This is a genomic window from Neisseria musculi (assembly GCF_014297595.2).
GTDB classification, from domain to species: Bacteria; Pseudomonadota; Gammaproteobacteria; order Burkholderiales; family Neisseriaceae; genus Neisseria; species Neisseria musculi.
Map to the genome: position 1 here is coordinate 2,607,471 of NZ_CP060414.2, position 12,290 is coordinate 2,619,760.

The 12,290-nt window shown below is 55.4% G+C and carries 13 protein-coding genes and 1 tRNA gene; 4 read left to right on the plus strand and 10 right to left on the minus strand.

All coding sequences use genetic code 11. The features are described 5' to 3' along the window. Window positions 1-46 precede the first annotated feature (46 nt). From H7A79_RS13465 to H7A79_RS13505, 9 genes are all read right to left on the minus strand, one after another. Window positions 47-325: a hypothetical protein gene (locus tag H7A79_RS13465; protein WP_187000514.1), complete on the minus strand. Its 279-nt coding sequence runs from the start codon at window positions 323-325 to the stop codon at window positions 47-49. A gap of 131 nt (window positions 326-456) precedes the next feature. Further along, on the minus strand, window positions 457-1,485 hold the full coding sequence (locus H7A79_RS13470; protein ID WP_187000515.1) for a WaaS/CpsH family glycosyltransferase: 1,029 nt from the start codon (window positions 1,483-1,485) through the stop codon (window positions 457-459). Between the two features lie 33 nt (window positions 1,486-1,518). Next, window positions 1,519-2,583 carry a WaaS/CpsH family glycosyltransferase gene (locus H7A79_RS13475; RefSeq protein ID WP_246407967.1) on the minus strand — a complete coding sequence of 355 codons (1,065 nt, stop codon included), beginning with the start codon at window positions 2,581-2,583 and terminating at the stop codon, window positions 1,519-1,521. A 59-nt stretch (window positions 2,584-2,642) separates the two neighbouring features. Further along, window positions 2,643-3,572, minus strand: a complete 930-nt coding sequence (gene fabD, locus H7A79_RS13480; protein ID WP_187000516.1) for an ACP S-malonyltransferase — start codon at window positions 3,570-3,572, stop codon at window positions 2,643-2,645. A gap of 9 nt (window positions 3,573-3,581) precedes the next feature. Beyond that, on the minus strand, window positions 3,582-4,817 hold the full coding sequence (locus tag H7A79_RS13485) for a DUF1294 domain-containing protein (protein WP_214646382.1): 1,236 nt from the start codon (window positions 4,815-4,817) through the stop codon (window positions 3,582-3,584). Window positions 4,818-4,968: 151 nt separating this feature from the next. Continuing rightward, on the minus strand, window positions 4,969-5,934 hold the full coding sequence (locus H7A79_RS13490) for a beta-ketoacyl-ACP synthase III (RefSeq protein ID WP_187000518.1): 966 nt from the start codon (window positions 5,932-5,934) through the stop codon (window positions 4,969-4,971). A gap of 268 nt (window positions 5,935-6,202) precedes the next feature. After that, window positions 6,203-6,279: transfer RNA gene (locus H7A79_RS13495), tRNA-Pro, on the minus strand. Window positions 6,280-6,599: 320 nt separating this feature from the next. Then, window positions 6,600-7,310, minus strand: coding sequence for an SAM-dependent methyltransferase (locus tag H7A79_RS13500; RefSeq protein WP_187000519.1), 711 nt, complete (start codon window positions 7,308-7,310; stop codon window positions 6,600-6,602). Between the two features lie 246 nt (window positions 7,311-7,556). Further along, complete coding sequence (locus H7A79_RS13505; protein ID WP_187000520.1) at window positions 7,557-8,147, minus strand: Maf family protein; 591 nt, start codon at window positions 8,145-8,147, stop codon at window positions 7,557-7,559. A gap of 51 nt (window positions 8,148-8,198) precedes the next feature. Here H7A79_RS13505 and H7A79_RS13510 point away from each other — a divergent pair, with 51 nt between their 5' ends. The 4 genes from H7A79_RS13510 to plsX all read left to right on the plus strand — a co-directional run bounded on the left by H7A79_RS13510 (window position 8,199) and on the right by plsX (window position 10,752). Then, the gene (locus H7A79_RS13510; protein WP_187001735.1) at window positions 8,199-8,702 is read left to right on the plus strand and encodes a YceD family protein; all 504 of its coding nucleotides are present in this window, start codon (window positions 8,199-8,201) and stop codon (window positions 8,700-8,702) included. A 36-nt stretch (window positions 8,703-8,738) separates the two neighbouring features. Then, window positions 8,739-8,915, plus strand: a complete 177-nt coding sequence (gene rpmF, locus H7A79_RS13515; RefSeq protein ID WP_135034643.1) for a 50S ribosomal protein L32 — start codon at window positions 8,739-8,741, stop codon at window positions 8,913-8,915. A 178-nt stretch (window positions 8,916-9,093) separates the two neighbouring features. Next, window positions 9,094-9,621, plus strand: a complete 528-nt coding sequence (locus tag H7A79_RS13520) for a phosphoribosyltransferase (RefSeq protein ID WP_135034664.1) — start codon at window positions 9,094-9,096, stop codon at window positions 9,619-9,621. A 66-nt stretch (window positions 9,622-9,687) separates the two neighbouring features. Next, complete coding sequence (gene plsX, locus H7A79_RS13525; protein WP_135034665.1) at window positions 9,688-10,752, plus strand: phosphate acyltransferase PlsX; 1,065 nt, start codon at window positions 9,688-9,690, stop codon at window positions 10,750-10,752. 651 nt (window positions 10,753-11,403) lie between these two features. On the opposite strand, the gene H7A79_RS13530 is transcribed toward plsX, so the two are convergent. Continuing rightward, window positions 11,404-12,027 (minus strand): Maf family protein, encoded by a 624-nt coding sequence (locus H7A79_RS13530; RefSeq protein ID WP_135034644.1) that lies wholly within the window; start codon window positions 12,025-12,027, stop codon window positions 11,404-11,406. Window positions 12,028-12,290 lie beyond the last annotated feature (263 nt).

The window sequence follows — 12,290 nt, forward strand, 5'->3', positions numbered from 1 at the left end:
TAAAGTTTTCCACCGTATGAAAGCAGACGGAAAAGGCGGCGGAAACTTACACGGTTTGATGAAAAACAGGCGGGCATGGTTGGCGGTTGCCGCCTTTACGGGCATCAAAACCGCCCGAGCGCCAATAACGGCTAACGGCGTTGCAGCTTTTCAGACGGCCGATTATTTTTAATCTGCCCGCAGCAGGCAAGGTTTGGCGTGGCGCTGATTGGGCGCAGGACCATACCTCCGCAGGGAGCACGCGCGCGTTTTCGGCAAAACTAAAGCCGCCCGGCAGAAAAGCCAATAACCAAGCCTTGCCCAACCTCAGGCCGTCTGAAACCATTCAGACGGCCTGTCTGATTTTAAATGTCGGTCATACAAGCAGCTTCTGTTGCCGCCGGGCGGCTTGCAAAATGGTTTTCTTCAGGCCGAGATGCCGCCATGCGGCAACGGAAATAAAGCGGATTCGCCATATCATGCCTCGGGCAGGGTGACCGGCTGATAGGGCGGAATATCCAAAACGTAGCGTATCCAATTGCCGAAGCTGTACTTTTGGCGGATTTCGGTGGAGATTTCGTGATAGGGGCGTTTTAGGAAATCATCTATGCCGTTGAATGTTGTGCCGTCCCAGATAAAGATGTTGTTTGGGTGGTAAAAATCGTATTTGGCGGCTTCGGCGTTGGTGGTAATCAGTTTTTTGCGGTAGCCGAGTGCTTCAAACGCGCGGAACGACAGGCCGTTGTGTACGGGTGTTTTGAAATCGACCAGCACTTTGGCGCGGGCGGTGTGTTGCAGGTTTTCGGCGTAATCGGCGGTTTGGGTGGAAATTTTAATATTGTTTGGGTAGCGGGTGCGGCAGGCTTGCGCTTCTTTGGCGGCGCAGATGATGTTGAAATCCAGAGTCCAGCCGTGCGCGAGGGCTTGGTTTCCGAATTCGGCAATCACGCTGCTGCGTTCGGGCAGGTGCGAGCCGATGAAATAGAAATCGGTTTGTGCTTCGCCGGCCGGCGGGGCGGGGTGGTCGAAATAGAAATTGGTCAGCGGCAGAAAGTTGCTGCCGGACTGCAAATCGGCGGGGTCGAACACATAAAAGCGGTCGAAGTTGGCAACGGTTTGCCAGATATCGGGATAGCGGTTCATGCCGTCCCATTGGTAGTTGGCCATGATGCCGCGGGTGCGGCGGCGGATATCGGCCAGCATTTCGGGTGTGTAGAGATCGCCTCTGATAAAAAGGGCGTAATCGACCCCGCCGGCTGCATCGAGTGTGCTTAAGAGATTCTGGTAGAATACGGCGGCCTGCAATTTCTGCTTGGCCTGTTTGTCACGCAGCACCAGCTGCCTGAATTTGGTTTGCAGGCGTGCTGCCAGCGAGGGATAGCGGAATGTGTGGGAATCGGCAACCAAATGAATCACGTTGAAACCGTGATGCTCGAGATTGGCCTGAATGCTTCGGTAGATGCCCATATGGTCGGGCATGCCTAAAAAAACGGTCGGTTGGTTCATGGCGGCGGTTTTATGGTTTTTTCAGACGGCCTGTTATCGTGATGGCGGCCGTCTGAAAAGCGGCGGGGGCGGCAAAGGTTTTACGGGCAGTGTGTGTTGCGGGGGGGCGAATGCCCGCTTTATCCAGCTTCCAAACGAATAATAGTGTTTGATTTCGGGATCCAGGGCAACGTAGGGCTGGTTGAGAAAATCTTCCAACCCATCGAGATTGCTGCCGTTGAACACGAAGATATTGTTTGGATGATAGAAATCGTAGCCGGTAACGGTTTGGTTGTTGGTAATCAGTTTTTTGTCGAAACACATGGCATCGAAAACCCGAAACGACAGGCCGTAGTGGTCGAATTGGACAAAATCGACAACGGCGCGGCTGCCGCACACTTTTTGCAGGTTTTGCTCGAAACTGAGCACGGTGGAACGGTTGAGATAGGTGATGCCTTCGGTGCCCAAGATTTTGCGGGCGCGCTGGTCTTTGCAGTAGATATGGAAATCGAGCGGCAGTTTCAGACGGCGTGCCGCTTCGATAAAGCGTTGGGTATCGGCGGCGCGGCGGGCTTCATAGCCGCCGAGAAAATACAGGCCGTTGCTGCCGTTTTTGCCTGAGACGGGAAAGTCGAAATAAAAATTGGTGGTTGCTTCGAGACGGTGTTGGGGATATTTGGCCACATCGTTTTTGTCGAACACGAAACAGCGGTCGAAATAAGGCAGGTAGTCGATGATGTCGGGAAAGCGGCCGATGCCGTCCCATTGGTAGTTGATGCAGAAAGCGGAATGTTCGCGGATTGTTTTAATGAAGGCTTTGGGGTGGATGTTGGCGCGTATGCACAGGGCAAAATCGGCTTTTTTTCCGCCCAGCATGGCGAGCTTGCGCTCGATTTCGCTTTGAAAGCGCGAAAACTTCAGCTTTTTCTTATAGTCGGGGTTTTTGGTGATTTTTTTGTGGTAGAGCGCAACCAGCCGGCAGCCCGGGTGGGGATAGTAGGAATCGCGGTCGTCATAACACAGATTGATAACGTCAAAACCGTGGTAGCGCAGGTTTTTTTCGATACATTGATCCAAGCCATACATATAAGGCACGGCCAAAATAACGGTTTTATTCATGATGGGCTGTCAGATTTTCAGACGGCCTCTGCGGTTGGCCGTCTGAAAAAGTTTCGTTGTCAGGCATATGATTCGATAAAGGCCGCTATCTGCCCGGAATCGGTCAGCGCGCTGCACGAGGCTGCCGGGTTGATGCGCTTGGCCAGGCCGGCCAAAACTTTGCCGGGGCCGCATTCTGCAGACTGGGTAATGCCTTGGGCAACCAGCGCATTGACGGTTTCCGTCCAGCGCACCGGGCTGTAAAGCTGGCGCACTAAAGCGTTTTTGATTTTTTCGGCATCATCGTAGGCGGCCACATCGGCGTTGTGGATAATGCGGATCTGCGGCGTTTGGATAACCACATTTTTCAATGCTTCGGCCAGTTTTTCGGCCGCAGGCTTCATCAGGCTGCAATGGGAAGGCACCGAAACCGGCAGCGGCAGGGCGCGTTTGGCGCCTTTTACTTTGGCCAGATCCATCGCACGCGCTATTGCAGCGGTGTCTCCGGCAACCACTACTTGGCCGGGCGAATTGAAATTGACGGCTTCGGCCACGCCGCCTTGGGCGGCTTCGGCGCACACTTCGCGCACCGCATCATCGTCCAATCCCAAAATGGCGGCCATGGCGCCTTCGCCCTGCGGCACAGCATCCTGCATCAATTCGGCACGAAGGCGCACGAGTTTGACGGCATCGGCAAAATCCAATGCGCCCGCTGCCGTCAATGCGGTGTATTCGCCCAAGCTGTGCCCCGCCGCCACGGCGGGAGCTTTGCCGCCCGCTTCGAGATAGGCGCGGTAAACGGCCATGCCTGCGGCCAGCATCAGCGGCTGGGTATTGACGGTTTCGTTGATGGGGGCGGCATCGCTGCCGTTAATCATTGCCCACAAATCTCGGTCGAGTGCGGCGGAGGCTTCGTCAAAAGTGGCTTTCACAACGGCGGCGCCGCTAAAGCCGTTCATCATGCCGAGACTCTGCGAGCCCTGGCCGGGAAAGAAAAATGCGAAAGACATGGCAGTCCTTTAGTTTTTTAACCATAAAGCAAACGGATTATCGGCATAATGTATCAGCAACAGATAGGTGATGGCAATATTGGTTGCCGCCACCAGCCAAAAAACGCGGATAAACGATGCTTTACCGGTTTTGTGGTTGAAGATGCTGCGTGCCAAAAGTGCGCCCGGCCAGCCGCCGATCAGGCCGATTTGGTGCAGCTTTTTCTCCGGCACCCGCCCCAGGTAGCCGGTTTTACCGGTTTGGGTAACGGCGGTTTGTTTGTCGCTGCGGTAAAGCCAAAAGGCCGCCGCGCTGGAGAGCAGGTAAAACACCGCCAGCTTGGTGGAATAATAATTGACCGCCAGCAGGTAAAGCGCACCGCTCAGGCCGTAATACAACAATTTGCGCATATTCAGATTAACCTCGTGGTAGTCGTAGGGGCGGTCGGAAAACAGCGCGGCTTCGTGGCCGCTCAACACCACTTTCAAGGCTTTCTGGGGTTCGCTGCCGGCGGGGCGGTTGCAGTAGAAGCTCACCTGTTGCCCGGTTTGCGGCCGCTGCGATGTGTAGTGGAACGCAGAAATATGAAAAAACAGGCTCTGCTGCTGCGCGGTGCGGATAAAGCCGTAACCTTTTTCGTTGTCCCAACTGATGATTTCGCCGTTTAACACGCGGTTGGCAGGCAGGGCGGCCGGCGGGTTGTGCCGGCGGGCGCCGGCTTGGTTTTCGGCCTGCATTTCGGGAGAGCCGGCTCCGCTTTCCGGCTCTCCGGCAACGGCGGCAGGCTGCGGCGGTATGGCCGGTTCGGTTTCAGACGGCCTGTCGATAATATCGGCCTCCACCAAAAGCCATTGGCCGTTGCCGTGTTTGACCAGCCTGCCTTCTAAAACTTCGCCGCTTTCGGGCACACGGGTTTGGTCGTTTAAAAACTGCCCTAAAATAAAAATCGGCGAGCTGCGCTGAACTTGGTGGATGCCGTAACCGCCGTTTTGCTGGAAGTTCCATTCGGCAAGCACTACTTCTACCCGTTCGTTTTCCTTCAGGGGCGGCAGCGGCGACACGTTTTGCGCGCGCAGGCGGTTTTTGGCATCTTGGTGCAGGCAGAAACTGATGCGGTCTCCGCTTTTCGGGAGGGGGTAGTGTTGGTTTAAAGATGAGGCTTCGAGCAAAATCCGCTGCGCGCCGTGATCGTCGGAAACCACAGAACCGCGTTTTAGTTCCGGGAACCAATGCGCTACTGTGCCGTAATGTATCTGTTTGGTCATTTTCGTAATGTGTCGGGTGGGTTGATGGTTGGGCGGCCGTAAGCTCTCCGGCTCTTTGGCCGGCCGCCGTTGTTTTATTCGCTTTGATTTCGTTCGGCCGTCTGAAAATATTCGTTTTTGCGTTTCAGACGGCCTGAAGGCTGTTAAACGGTTAGTATTCCAGCAGCACCGCACCCCAGGCGAAACCGCCGCCTATGCCTTCTAAAAGCAGGCGTTGGCCGCGTTGGATCCGGCCGCTGCGTATGCCGCTGTCGAGGGCGAGCGGAATGGATGCGGCGGAAGTATTGCCGTGTTCCTGCACGGTCAATACGACTTTTTCCATGCCCAGCCCCAAATGTTTGGCTGTGCTCTCGATGATGCGTTTGTTGGCTTGGTGCGGCACGATCCAGTCGATTTGATCAGACGTGAAACCTGCTTCGGTGATGACTTCATCGGCCACTTTAGCCAGCATCTTCACGGCGAGTTTGAATACGCCGGGGCCGTCCATGGTGAGAAAAGGCGTGCCCGATATTTTGCCGTTTGCTATTTGGCCCGGGGTTTTGAGCAGGTCGAGATAATTGCCGTCTGCCTTGAGTTTGCCGTGGATAATGCCGGGTGTGTCGGACGCGCCCAATACCACCGCGCCCGCACCGTCGCCGAACAATACGCAGGTGGCGCGGTCGCTCCAGTCGAGAATACGGCTGAAGGTTTCTGCGCCGACAACCAACACGTTTTTCGCCATGCCGCTTCTGATATAGGCATCGGCGGTGGTAACGGCATACATAAAGCCCGCACACACGGCCTGTACATCGAAAGCAGGGCAGCCGCTGCTGCCGATGCCGAGTTTCTGCTGCACAATGGTGGCCGTGGAGGGGAAAATCATATCGGGCGTGGAGGTGGCCACGATAATCAGATCAAGCTCTCCGGCTGCCAAGCCGGCATCTGCCAGCGCATTGCGCGCCGCTGCCGCTGCCAGATCGCTGGTTTTTTCGTGATCGGCAGCGATATGGCGGAATTTTATGCCGGTGCGTGTGGTAATCCATTCGTCTGAAGTATCGACTTTTTCGGCTAAATCATCGTTGCTGACACGGTTGGCCGGCAAATAGCTGCCCGTGCCGAGAATCTTGGCATACTGCATGGTAACGCCTTTATGATGGTTTATGGATAAGGGCTATTGTAAGATAATCCGCCTGATTTTCCCAAATATTAATCGTAAGGGCGGACGGAGGTTTCGGGCGGAACAGGCTGCGGCAGGCAGCCGGCCTGCACCGCGGACCGCAATTGAGAATAATGCAGACGCGCTTCGTTTTGTGCGCCGCCTGCGGTTGGCTGTGTTGGTTCGCTGCCCGTCAAACCGACAATAAAAACAGGCGGCTTTGATAATTCAAAGCCGCCTGGGTAATATTTGGTCGGAATGAGAGGATTCGAACCTCCGACCCCTTCGTCCCGAACGAAGTGCGCTACCGGGCTGCGCTACATTCCGAATAAGGCGCAAATTATAGGTAAAGAATTTTCGTTTGGCAAGACAAGGGCGGAAATTAGAGTGCAGCCATGCAGAAAGAAGCCAAACGGCAAGCCGCAGGCAATATCAGGCATAACCGATGCCCCATTGCCTTGCTGCACCCGCAATGAACCGGTGCGCCGGCTGATAGGGCCGTTTTTTTCAGACGGCCAAATTGCGTTTATACGCTCTGCGCCGGCGGCTGCGCGGGCGGTGCTGTTTTATCTGCCCGTAAGGCCGTCTGAACCCTTCCGGCGGCAGGCGGGATTGGCTTAGGCGGCCGGCCGGCTTGGCTGTCAAATTCAGGCGGCGAGCACCACAAAGATGGTGGGGCGTTTTCTCAGGCAGGGCAGTGTGCCGCTTTTTTGCCAGTCGGCCACGGTTCGGCTGATGATGGTTTGAGTCGGCAGTGTCAAGTCGCAGGCAATGCACAGGCGGGTGGATGGAGCAAGCGTTGCGGCCGCATCGGCCAGCAGGGCATCGTTGCGGTAGGGCGTTTCGATAAACAATTGGGTTTCTTGATGTTGGCGCGAGCGTTGCTCCAATGTTTTTAAGGCATGTATCCGCTCGTTTTTTTCAGACGGCAGATAGCCTCTGAATGCAAAATGCTGACCGTTGGCGCCCGATGCCATCAAAGCCAGCAGCAGGCTGGAGGGGCCGACCAGCGGCCGTACTTCAAAGCCGTGTGCGTGCGCCAGCGCCACCAGGCCGGCACCGGGGTCTGCCACGGCAGGGCAGCCGGCTTCGCTGACCATGCCCATGCTGCGGCCTTCCTGAAGCGGTTTGAGCAGTTCGGGCAAGGCTCGGGCATCGGTGTGTTTGTTGAGCGTTTGCAGGTTTAAACCGCGTATCGGCGCGGTTATCCCCAAATGTTTCAAATGGGCGCGGGCGGTTTTTTCGGCTTCGACCACAAAATCGGTCAGGCCGGCGATTTGCGCCTGCTCGTGCGGCAACAGGCAGGGCATGTCGGGCGCGCCGATCGGTGTAGGAATGAGATAGAGAACGGCAGACATGGTTTCGGGCTTTGGTGTGTATCTATAAAAAAGTGTTTGTTTGACCGGTCCGGCCGTCTGAAAAAATCGAAATAAAAAATATTTCAGACAGCTTAGCGTTAGGGCGAATGCGCTTGGTTTCCGGCGGCGTGCAGGGCGCAGGCGGTTCAGGTTCAGGCCGCCAGCCGTCTTGGTTGCCGCTTGGGCAACCGATAAACCGTTTTCCTTGCGCCGGTATGCAGTAATGCCGCAGGTTTGCGGTGGCCGCTAAACAACTTCCACGCCTTCTGCCGCCAAAAATTCCACCAGCTTGAAAACCGGCAGGCCGATCAGGGCGTTGGGGTCGGTGCTGTCGATCCGCTCCAGCAGCGCCGCGCCCAAACCTTCGCTTTTGGCCGCGCCGGCGCAATAGACGGCATCAGGTTCGTGCTCCAGATAGCGGCGGATTTGTCCGCTGCCCAGTTTGCGCATGGTAACCACGGTTTTATCGACATGGGTGTGCAGGCCGCCTGAAGCAGTGTTGAGCAGACAGAGCGCGCTGTAAAACACGATGCGCTGCCCGCTCGATTGCGCCAGCATCTGTTGTGCGTTTGCAACGCTCATCGGCTTGCCGAGCTGCAGACCGTTGCACCAAGCCACTTGGTCTGCGCCGATAATCAACGCCTGCGGAAATCTGCCGGCCAGCGAGCGGGCTTTGCCGACAGCTAAACGCAGGGCAGTTTGTTCTGCGGTTTCGCCGGGTATCGGCGTTTCATCGAAATCGGGACGGGCCGTCTGAAAAGAAACGCCCAAGCGTTGCAGTTGGGCTTGGCGGAACACCGAACCCGAGCCTAAAACAAGCGGCAGATTTGTATTCATATGTGTAAAAACATTGACGTTAAAGCAATGAAATTATATCATACCCCGTTTATGTCAGACCTTAATTTGATTGACCCTGCCGCTTTCGCCGCCGAAAAGCAGAGCCTTCAAGGCCGGTTTTTACTGAGCCGGTTGGACGAGCGCGTTTGGTCGCACGAATATTTTGCCGACAAGCAGGCCGAGGTGTGGTTTGCCCTCAAAGGCGGGCAAGACCGCTTCTGGCGGTTGTTTCTCGATTTGACCGTAACGGGCAGCGTGCCGCTGGTGTGCCAGCGTTGTATGCAGCCGATGCCGTTTGATTTCAACGAAGCCGGCCGTATCGTGTTATTCGACAGCGAAGCCGGTTTGGACGAAGCCATGCTCTCCGATGAGGATTTGGAGGGCATGGTGGCGGAAGAGACGCTTGATGTGCGCACTTTGGTGGAAGACCAAATCCTGATGGCTCTGCCGTTTTCTCCGCGCCATGAAAACTGCGCCCATGCCGTTGCCGGAGAGGTCAACCGAGACAAACCCAATCCGTTTGCCGTTTTGGCAGGGCTCAAAAGCAGCCGCTGAGCCGGCTTTACCGTTTTATATTTTTAGGAGCTTGAAATGGCCGTTCAACAAAACAAAAAATCCCCTTCCCGCCGCGGTATGCACCGCTCGCACGATGCTTTGACCGCGCCCGCCCTGTCGGTTGACGGCGCAACCGGCGAAGTACACCGCCCCCACCATATTTCGCCCAACGGTATGTACCGTGGCCGCAAAGTGGTGAAAGCCAAAGGATAATCCGCTTTGCCCCAATGATGAACGAAAGCCAGAAGATTGCCGTCCAACCGCAATTGCTGGCTTTTTTGCGTTAAACACCGCAGGTTGGGCGCGTCAGTAAAAATCAGGCCGTCTGAAAGCCCGGTTATCTGAAACCTTCACAAAAAAGGTGGCCTGCGGCATTGCCGGTATTGATATGATGAAAAAGAAAGTCTGGTACACCTATGACGATATCCACCGCGTTATCGGGCAGCTTGCAGAAAAAATCAAGGCATCAGGGGTGCGTTACGATGCCATGATTGCCATCGGCGGCGGCGGTTTTATCCCCGCGCGGATTCTGCGCTGCTTTTTAGGCATTCCGATTTACGCCGTAACCACCGCATATTACGACAGTGATAGGCAGGGTCGGGCAACCGAGAGTGTGAAAAAAATCCAATGGCTTGATCCCGTTCCCGAAACCCTGCGCGGAAAAAACGTGTTGGTGGTGGACGAAGTGGACGACAGCCGCGTTACACTCGAATTTTGCCTAAACGAGTTGGAAAAAGAGCCGTTCGGCACGGTGGGCATTGCCGTGTTACATGAAAAAATCAAAGAAAAGCAAGGCAGGCTGCCTGGAAATATGCCTTATTTCAGTGGTTTGACCGTGCCTGATTGGTGGATTAACTATCCGTGGGATGCCGAGGATATCGATGAACACAACCGCCTGGCAGCGCAGGCCGCAGAGTAGGCGGCAGGTTTCGCGGCCGGATATCAGGCCGTCTGAAACATTTGGTATAGCATGGAGAAACATATAATGATTACTTTGGCCGTTGATGCCATGGGCGGCGATGCCGGATTGAGCGTTACCGTTCCCGGCGCTGTGGCTTTTTTAAACCGGCAGAGCAACGTCAATCTGATTATGGTTGGAGACGAGGTGCCTTTGAAAGCCGCGCTGGCTGCCGCGCACGCGCCGATGGACCGCATTACCGTGCAACACGCTGCGCAAGTGGTGGAGATGGACGAAGCCCCCCAGCTTGCCTTGAAAAACAAAAAAGATTCTTCGATGCGCATCGCCATCAACCAGGTGAAAGAAGGCTTGGCGCAGGCTGCCGTATCGGCGGGCAATACCGGCGCGCTGATGGCAACGGCACGTTTCGTGCTGAAAACCATTCCCGGCATCGAGCGGCCGGCGATTGCCAAATTTCTGCCGTCCTCCAGCGGCCACATGACCCTGATGTTGGATTTGGGGGCGAATGTCGATTGCACCGAGGAGCAATTGATGCAGTTTGCCGTTATCGGCAGCGAGCTTTATCAGGCGCTTTATCCGGCCGGCGGCCGTGCGCGCGTGGGTCTGCTGAATGTGGGCACCGAAGACATCAAAGGCACCGAAACCGTTAAGCGGGCTTTCGAACTGCTCAAAGCGGGCAATCTGAATTTTGTCGGCAACGTTGAGGGTAACGCGGTATTTTCAGGCAAGGTCGATGTGATTGTGGCCGATGGTTTCGTGGGGAATATCGTGCTGAAAACCATAGAGGGCGCAGTGAAATTTATGGGCGGAGCCATCAAGCAGGAATTTCAGGCCAATATGTTTACCAAAGCCGCCGCGTTGGTTTCGATGCCGGCATTGAAAGGCTTTAAAAACAAATTTGATCCCCGCCGCTTCAACGGCGCCATTTTTCTCGGTCTGCGCGGCGTGGTGGTCAAAAGCCACGGCGGCACCGATGCGGCCGGTTTTGCCTTCGCGCTGGAAGAGGCCTACCACGAAGCCCACGCAGACAGCTTAACCAAAATAGAGCAAGGTGTGGCCGCACAACTGGCGGTTATCATGGAGAAAAAGCCGGAAAACGAACAGGCAGCGATGGCGGACAATATCGGTTAGAGCGGTTTGCAGCATCCCGCCGGATAAAAAATCGGGCCGGCGCCATGCCGGCCTGTTTTTTTATCCGGCATTCGGGCGGCATCGGATCAGAGGCCGTCTGAACCGTTTTTAAAGGCCGCGCCAAAATACGCGGCCTGGGGCTTTTGTCAAAATCAAACCATGCTCCCGAAAACCTGAATCCCGTCATTCCTGCTTAGGAGGGGAATCCGGCATGGGAATAATAAATCATTTTATTTCAGTAGCTTATGAAATAAAGGCTGATAACGGCTCAAACATTTCAGACGGCCTTTTTAAGATATTTTTGCAAAGGTCCCGGACAGCTGTTACATCGGGGCAGATGCTTCGGCGGCACTCCGGTTCGATTTAAAATAATCACGGTTTCAGCCCGGCCGGGTTGTTCCAGCCTCTGCAGACTGTATACCGTTTTGTTTTTGCGGATTAACCGTATGGTTCGGCTGCAGAGCGTGCGTGCCGGTTAAAGGCGGTATCTGCGGCGGACAATACCGATGCTGCGAAGGCCGTCTGAATATCTTTTTCAGACGGCCTTCGGCCTTTGCCGAAATACCTTAATCATGAATGATGCCGTTTAAAAGGCCTTTTCACGATGCTTTTTCAGACGGCCGGGTTTATCTGTTTGGCAGATAAACGCGCTCAACCGGCGGATGCCTGCAGGCCGTCTGAAAAGGGCGGGGTGTTCAAACCCAGGCTTTTCAGAAGCGACACGGTTTCAAACACAGGCAGCCCCATCACGCCGGTAAAGCTGCCGCGCAGATTTTCCACAAACACTCCGCCCAGCCCTTGAATGCCGTAGGCGCCGGCCTTGTCCATTGGCTCGCCGCAGGCAATATAGGCAGCAATTTCGGCTTCGCTCAGGGTTTTGAAGGTAACATCGCTCTGCTGCAGCAGGGCATGGGTACTGCTTTGCCAATAAACGCATACGGCAGTCAATACCTGATGGGTGGTGCCGGAAAGCCGGCGCAACATATCGGCGGCATCGGCTATAGATTGCGGTTTGCCGAGAATGCGGTTGTGCAGGGCCACGGTGGTGTCGGCGCTTAACAGTGGGTATTCGGGAGCGAAAGGGCGTTGTGCCTGCCAATGGGCAACGGCAGCGGCGTTTTTTTCAAACGCCATTCGTGCCGTATAAGCGGCGGCGGCTTCGTGTAGATAAGGAGTTTCATCGGTTTCTGCGTGCAGGCGGGCAACGCGGTAGCCGAGGTTTTCGAGAATTTCCCGGCGGCGCGGGCTGCCGGAAGCGAGATAGATGGTGTTCATTTGCTTTACCTTTTACGGCACAGCCCTGCCTTACGGCACAGCCCTGCCGAAACAGTACGGCAGGAAAATAACGGTTGCGCTTTCTTTATAGTAACCCCGCTTATTTCTGCTGCGGCGTTGCTGCGCTTGGTTGGGAAAAGTAGTTTGCAGGCCGCCCAAACGGCGTATGGTTTATGCTGCTCAAGCCTGTGTCGGTGCCGGAAATAAGGGGCACGATAAGTAGCGGGCTGCAACCTTCCCAAAACACTTAGGCCGTCTGAAAG

Excerpts from the sequence above, each read along its gene's own strand:
- H7A79_RS13465 (WP_187000514.1), bottom strand. The coding sequence starts at position 325 with ATGGTTTCAGACGGCCTGAGGTTGGGCAAGGCTTGGTTATTGGCTTTT.
- H7A79_RS13470 (WP_187000515.1), bottom strand. The coding sequence starts at position 1,485 with ATGAACCAACCGACCGTTTTTTTAGGCATGCCCGACCATATGGGCATC.
- H7A79_RS13475 (WP_246407967.1), bottom strand. The coding sequence starts at position 2,583 with ATGAATAAAACCGTTATTTTGGCCGTGCCTTATATGTATGGCTTGGAT.
- fabD (WP_187000516.1), bottom strand. The coding sequence starts at position 3,572 with ATGTCTTTCGCATTTTTCTTTCCCGGCCAGGGCTCGCAGAGTCTCGGC.
- H7A79_RS13485 (WP_214646382.1), bottom strand. The coding sequence starts at position 4,817 with ATGACCAAACAGATACATTACGGCACAGTAGCGCATTGGTTCCCGGAA.
- H7A79_RS13490 (WP_187000518.1), bottom strand. The coding sequence starts at position 5,934 with ATGCAGTATGCCAAGATTCTCGGCACGGGCAGCTATTTGCCGGCCAAC.
- H7A79_RS13500 (WP_187000519.1), bottom strand. The coding sequence starts at position 7,310 with ATGTCTGCCGTTCTCTATCTCATTCCTACACCGATCGGCGCGCCCGAC.
- H7A79_RS13505 (WP_187000520.1), bottom strand. The coding sequence starts at position 8,147 with ATGAATACAAATCTGCCGCTTGTTTTAGGCTCGGGTTCGGTGTTCCGC.
- H7A79_RS13510 (WP_187001735.1), top strand. The coding sequence starts at position 8,199 with ATGTCAGACCTTAATTTGATTGACCCTGCCGCTTTCGCCGCCGAAAAG.
- rpmF (WP_135034643.1), top strand. The coding sequence starts at position 8,739 with ATGGCCGTTCAACAAAACAAAAAATCCCCTTCCCGCCGCGGTATGCAC.
- H7A79_RS13520 (WP_135034664.1), top strand. The coding sequence starts at position 9,094 with ATGAAAAAGAAAGTCTGGTACACCTATGACGATATCCACCGCGTTATC.
- plsX (WP_135034665.1), top strand. The coding sequence starts at position 9,688 with ATGATTACTTTGGCCGTTGATGCCATGGGCGGCGATGCCGGATTGAGC.
- H7A79_RS13530 (WP_135034644.1), bottom strand. The coding sequence starts at position 12,027 with ATGAACACCATCTATCTCGCTTCCGGCAGCCCGCGCCGCCGGGAAATT.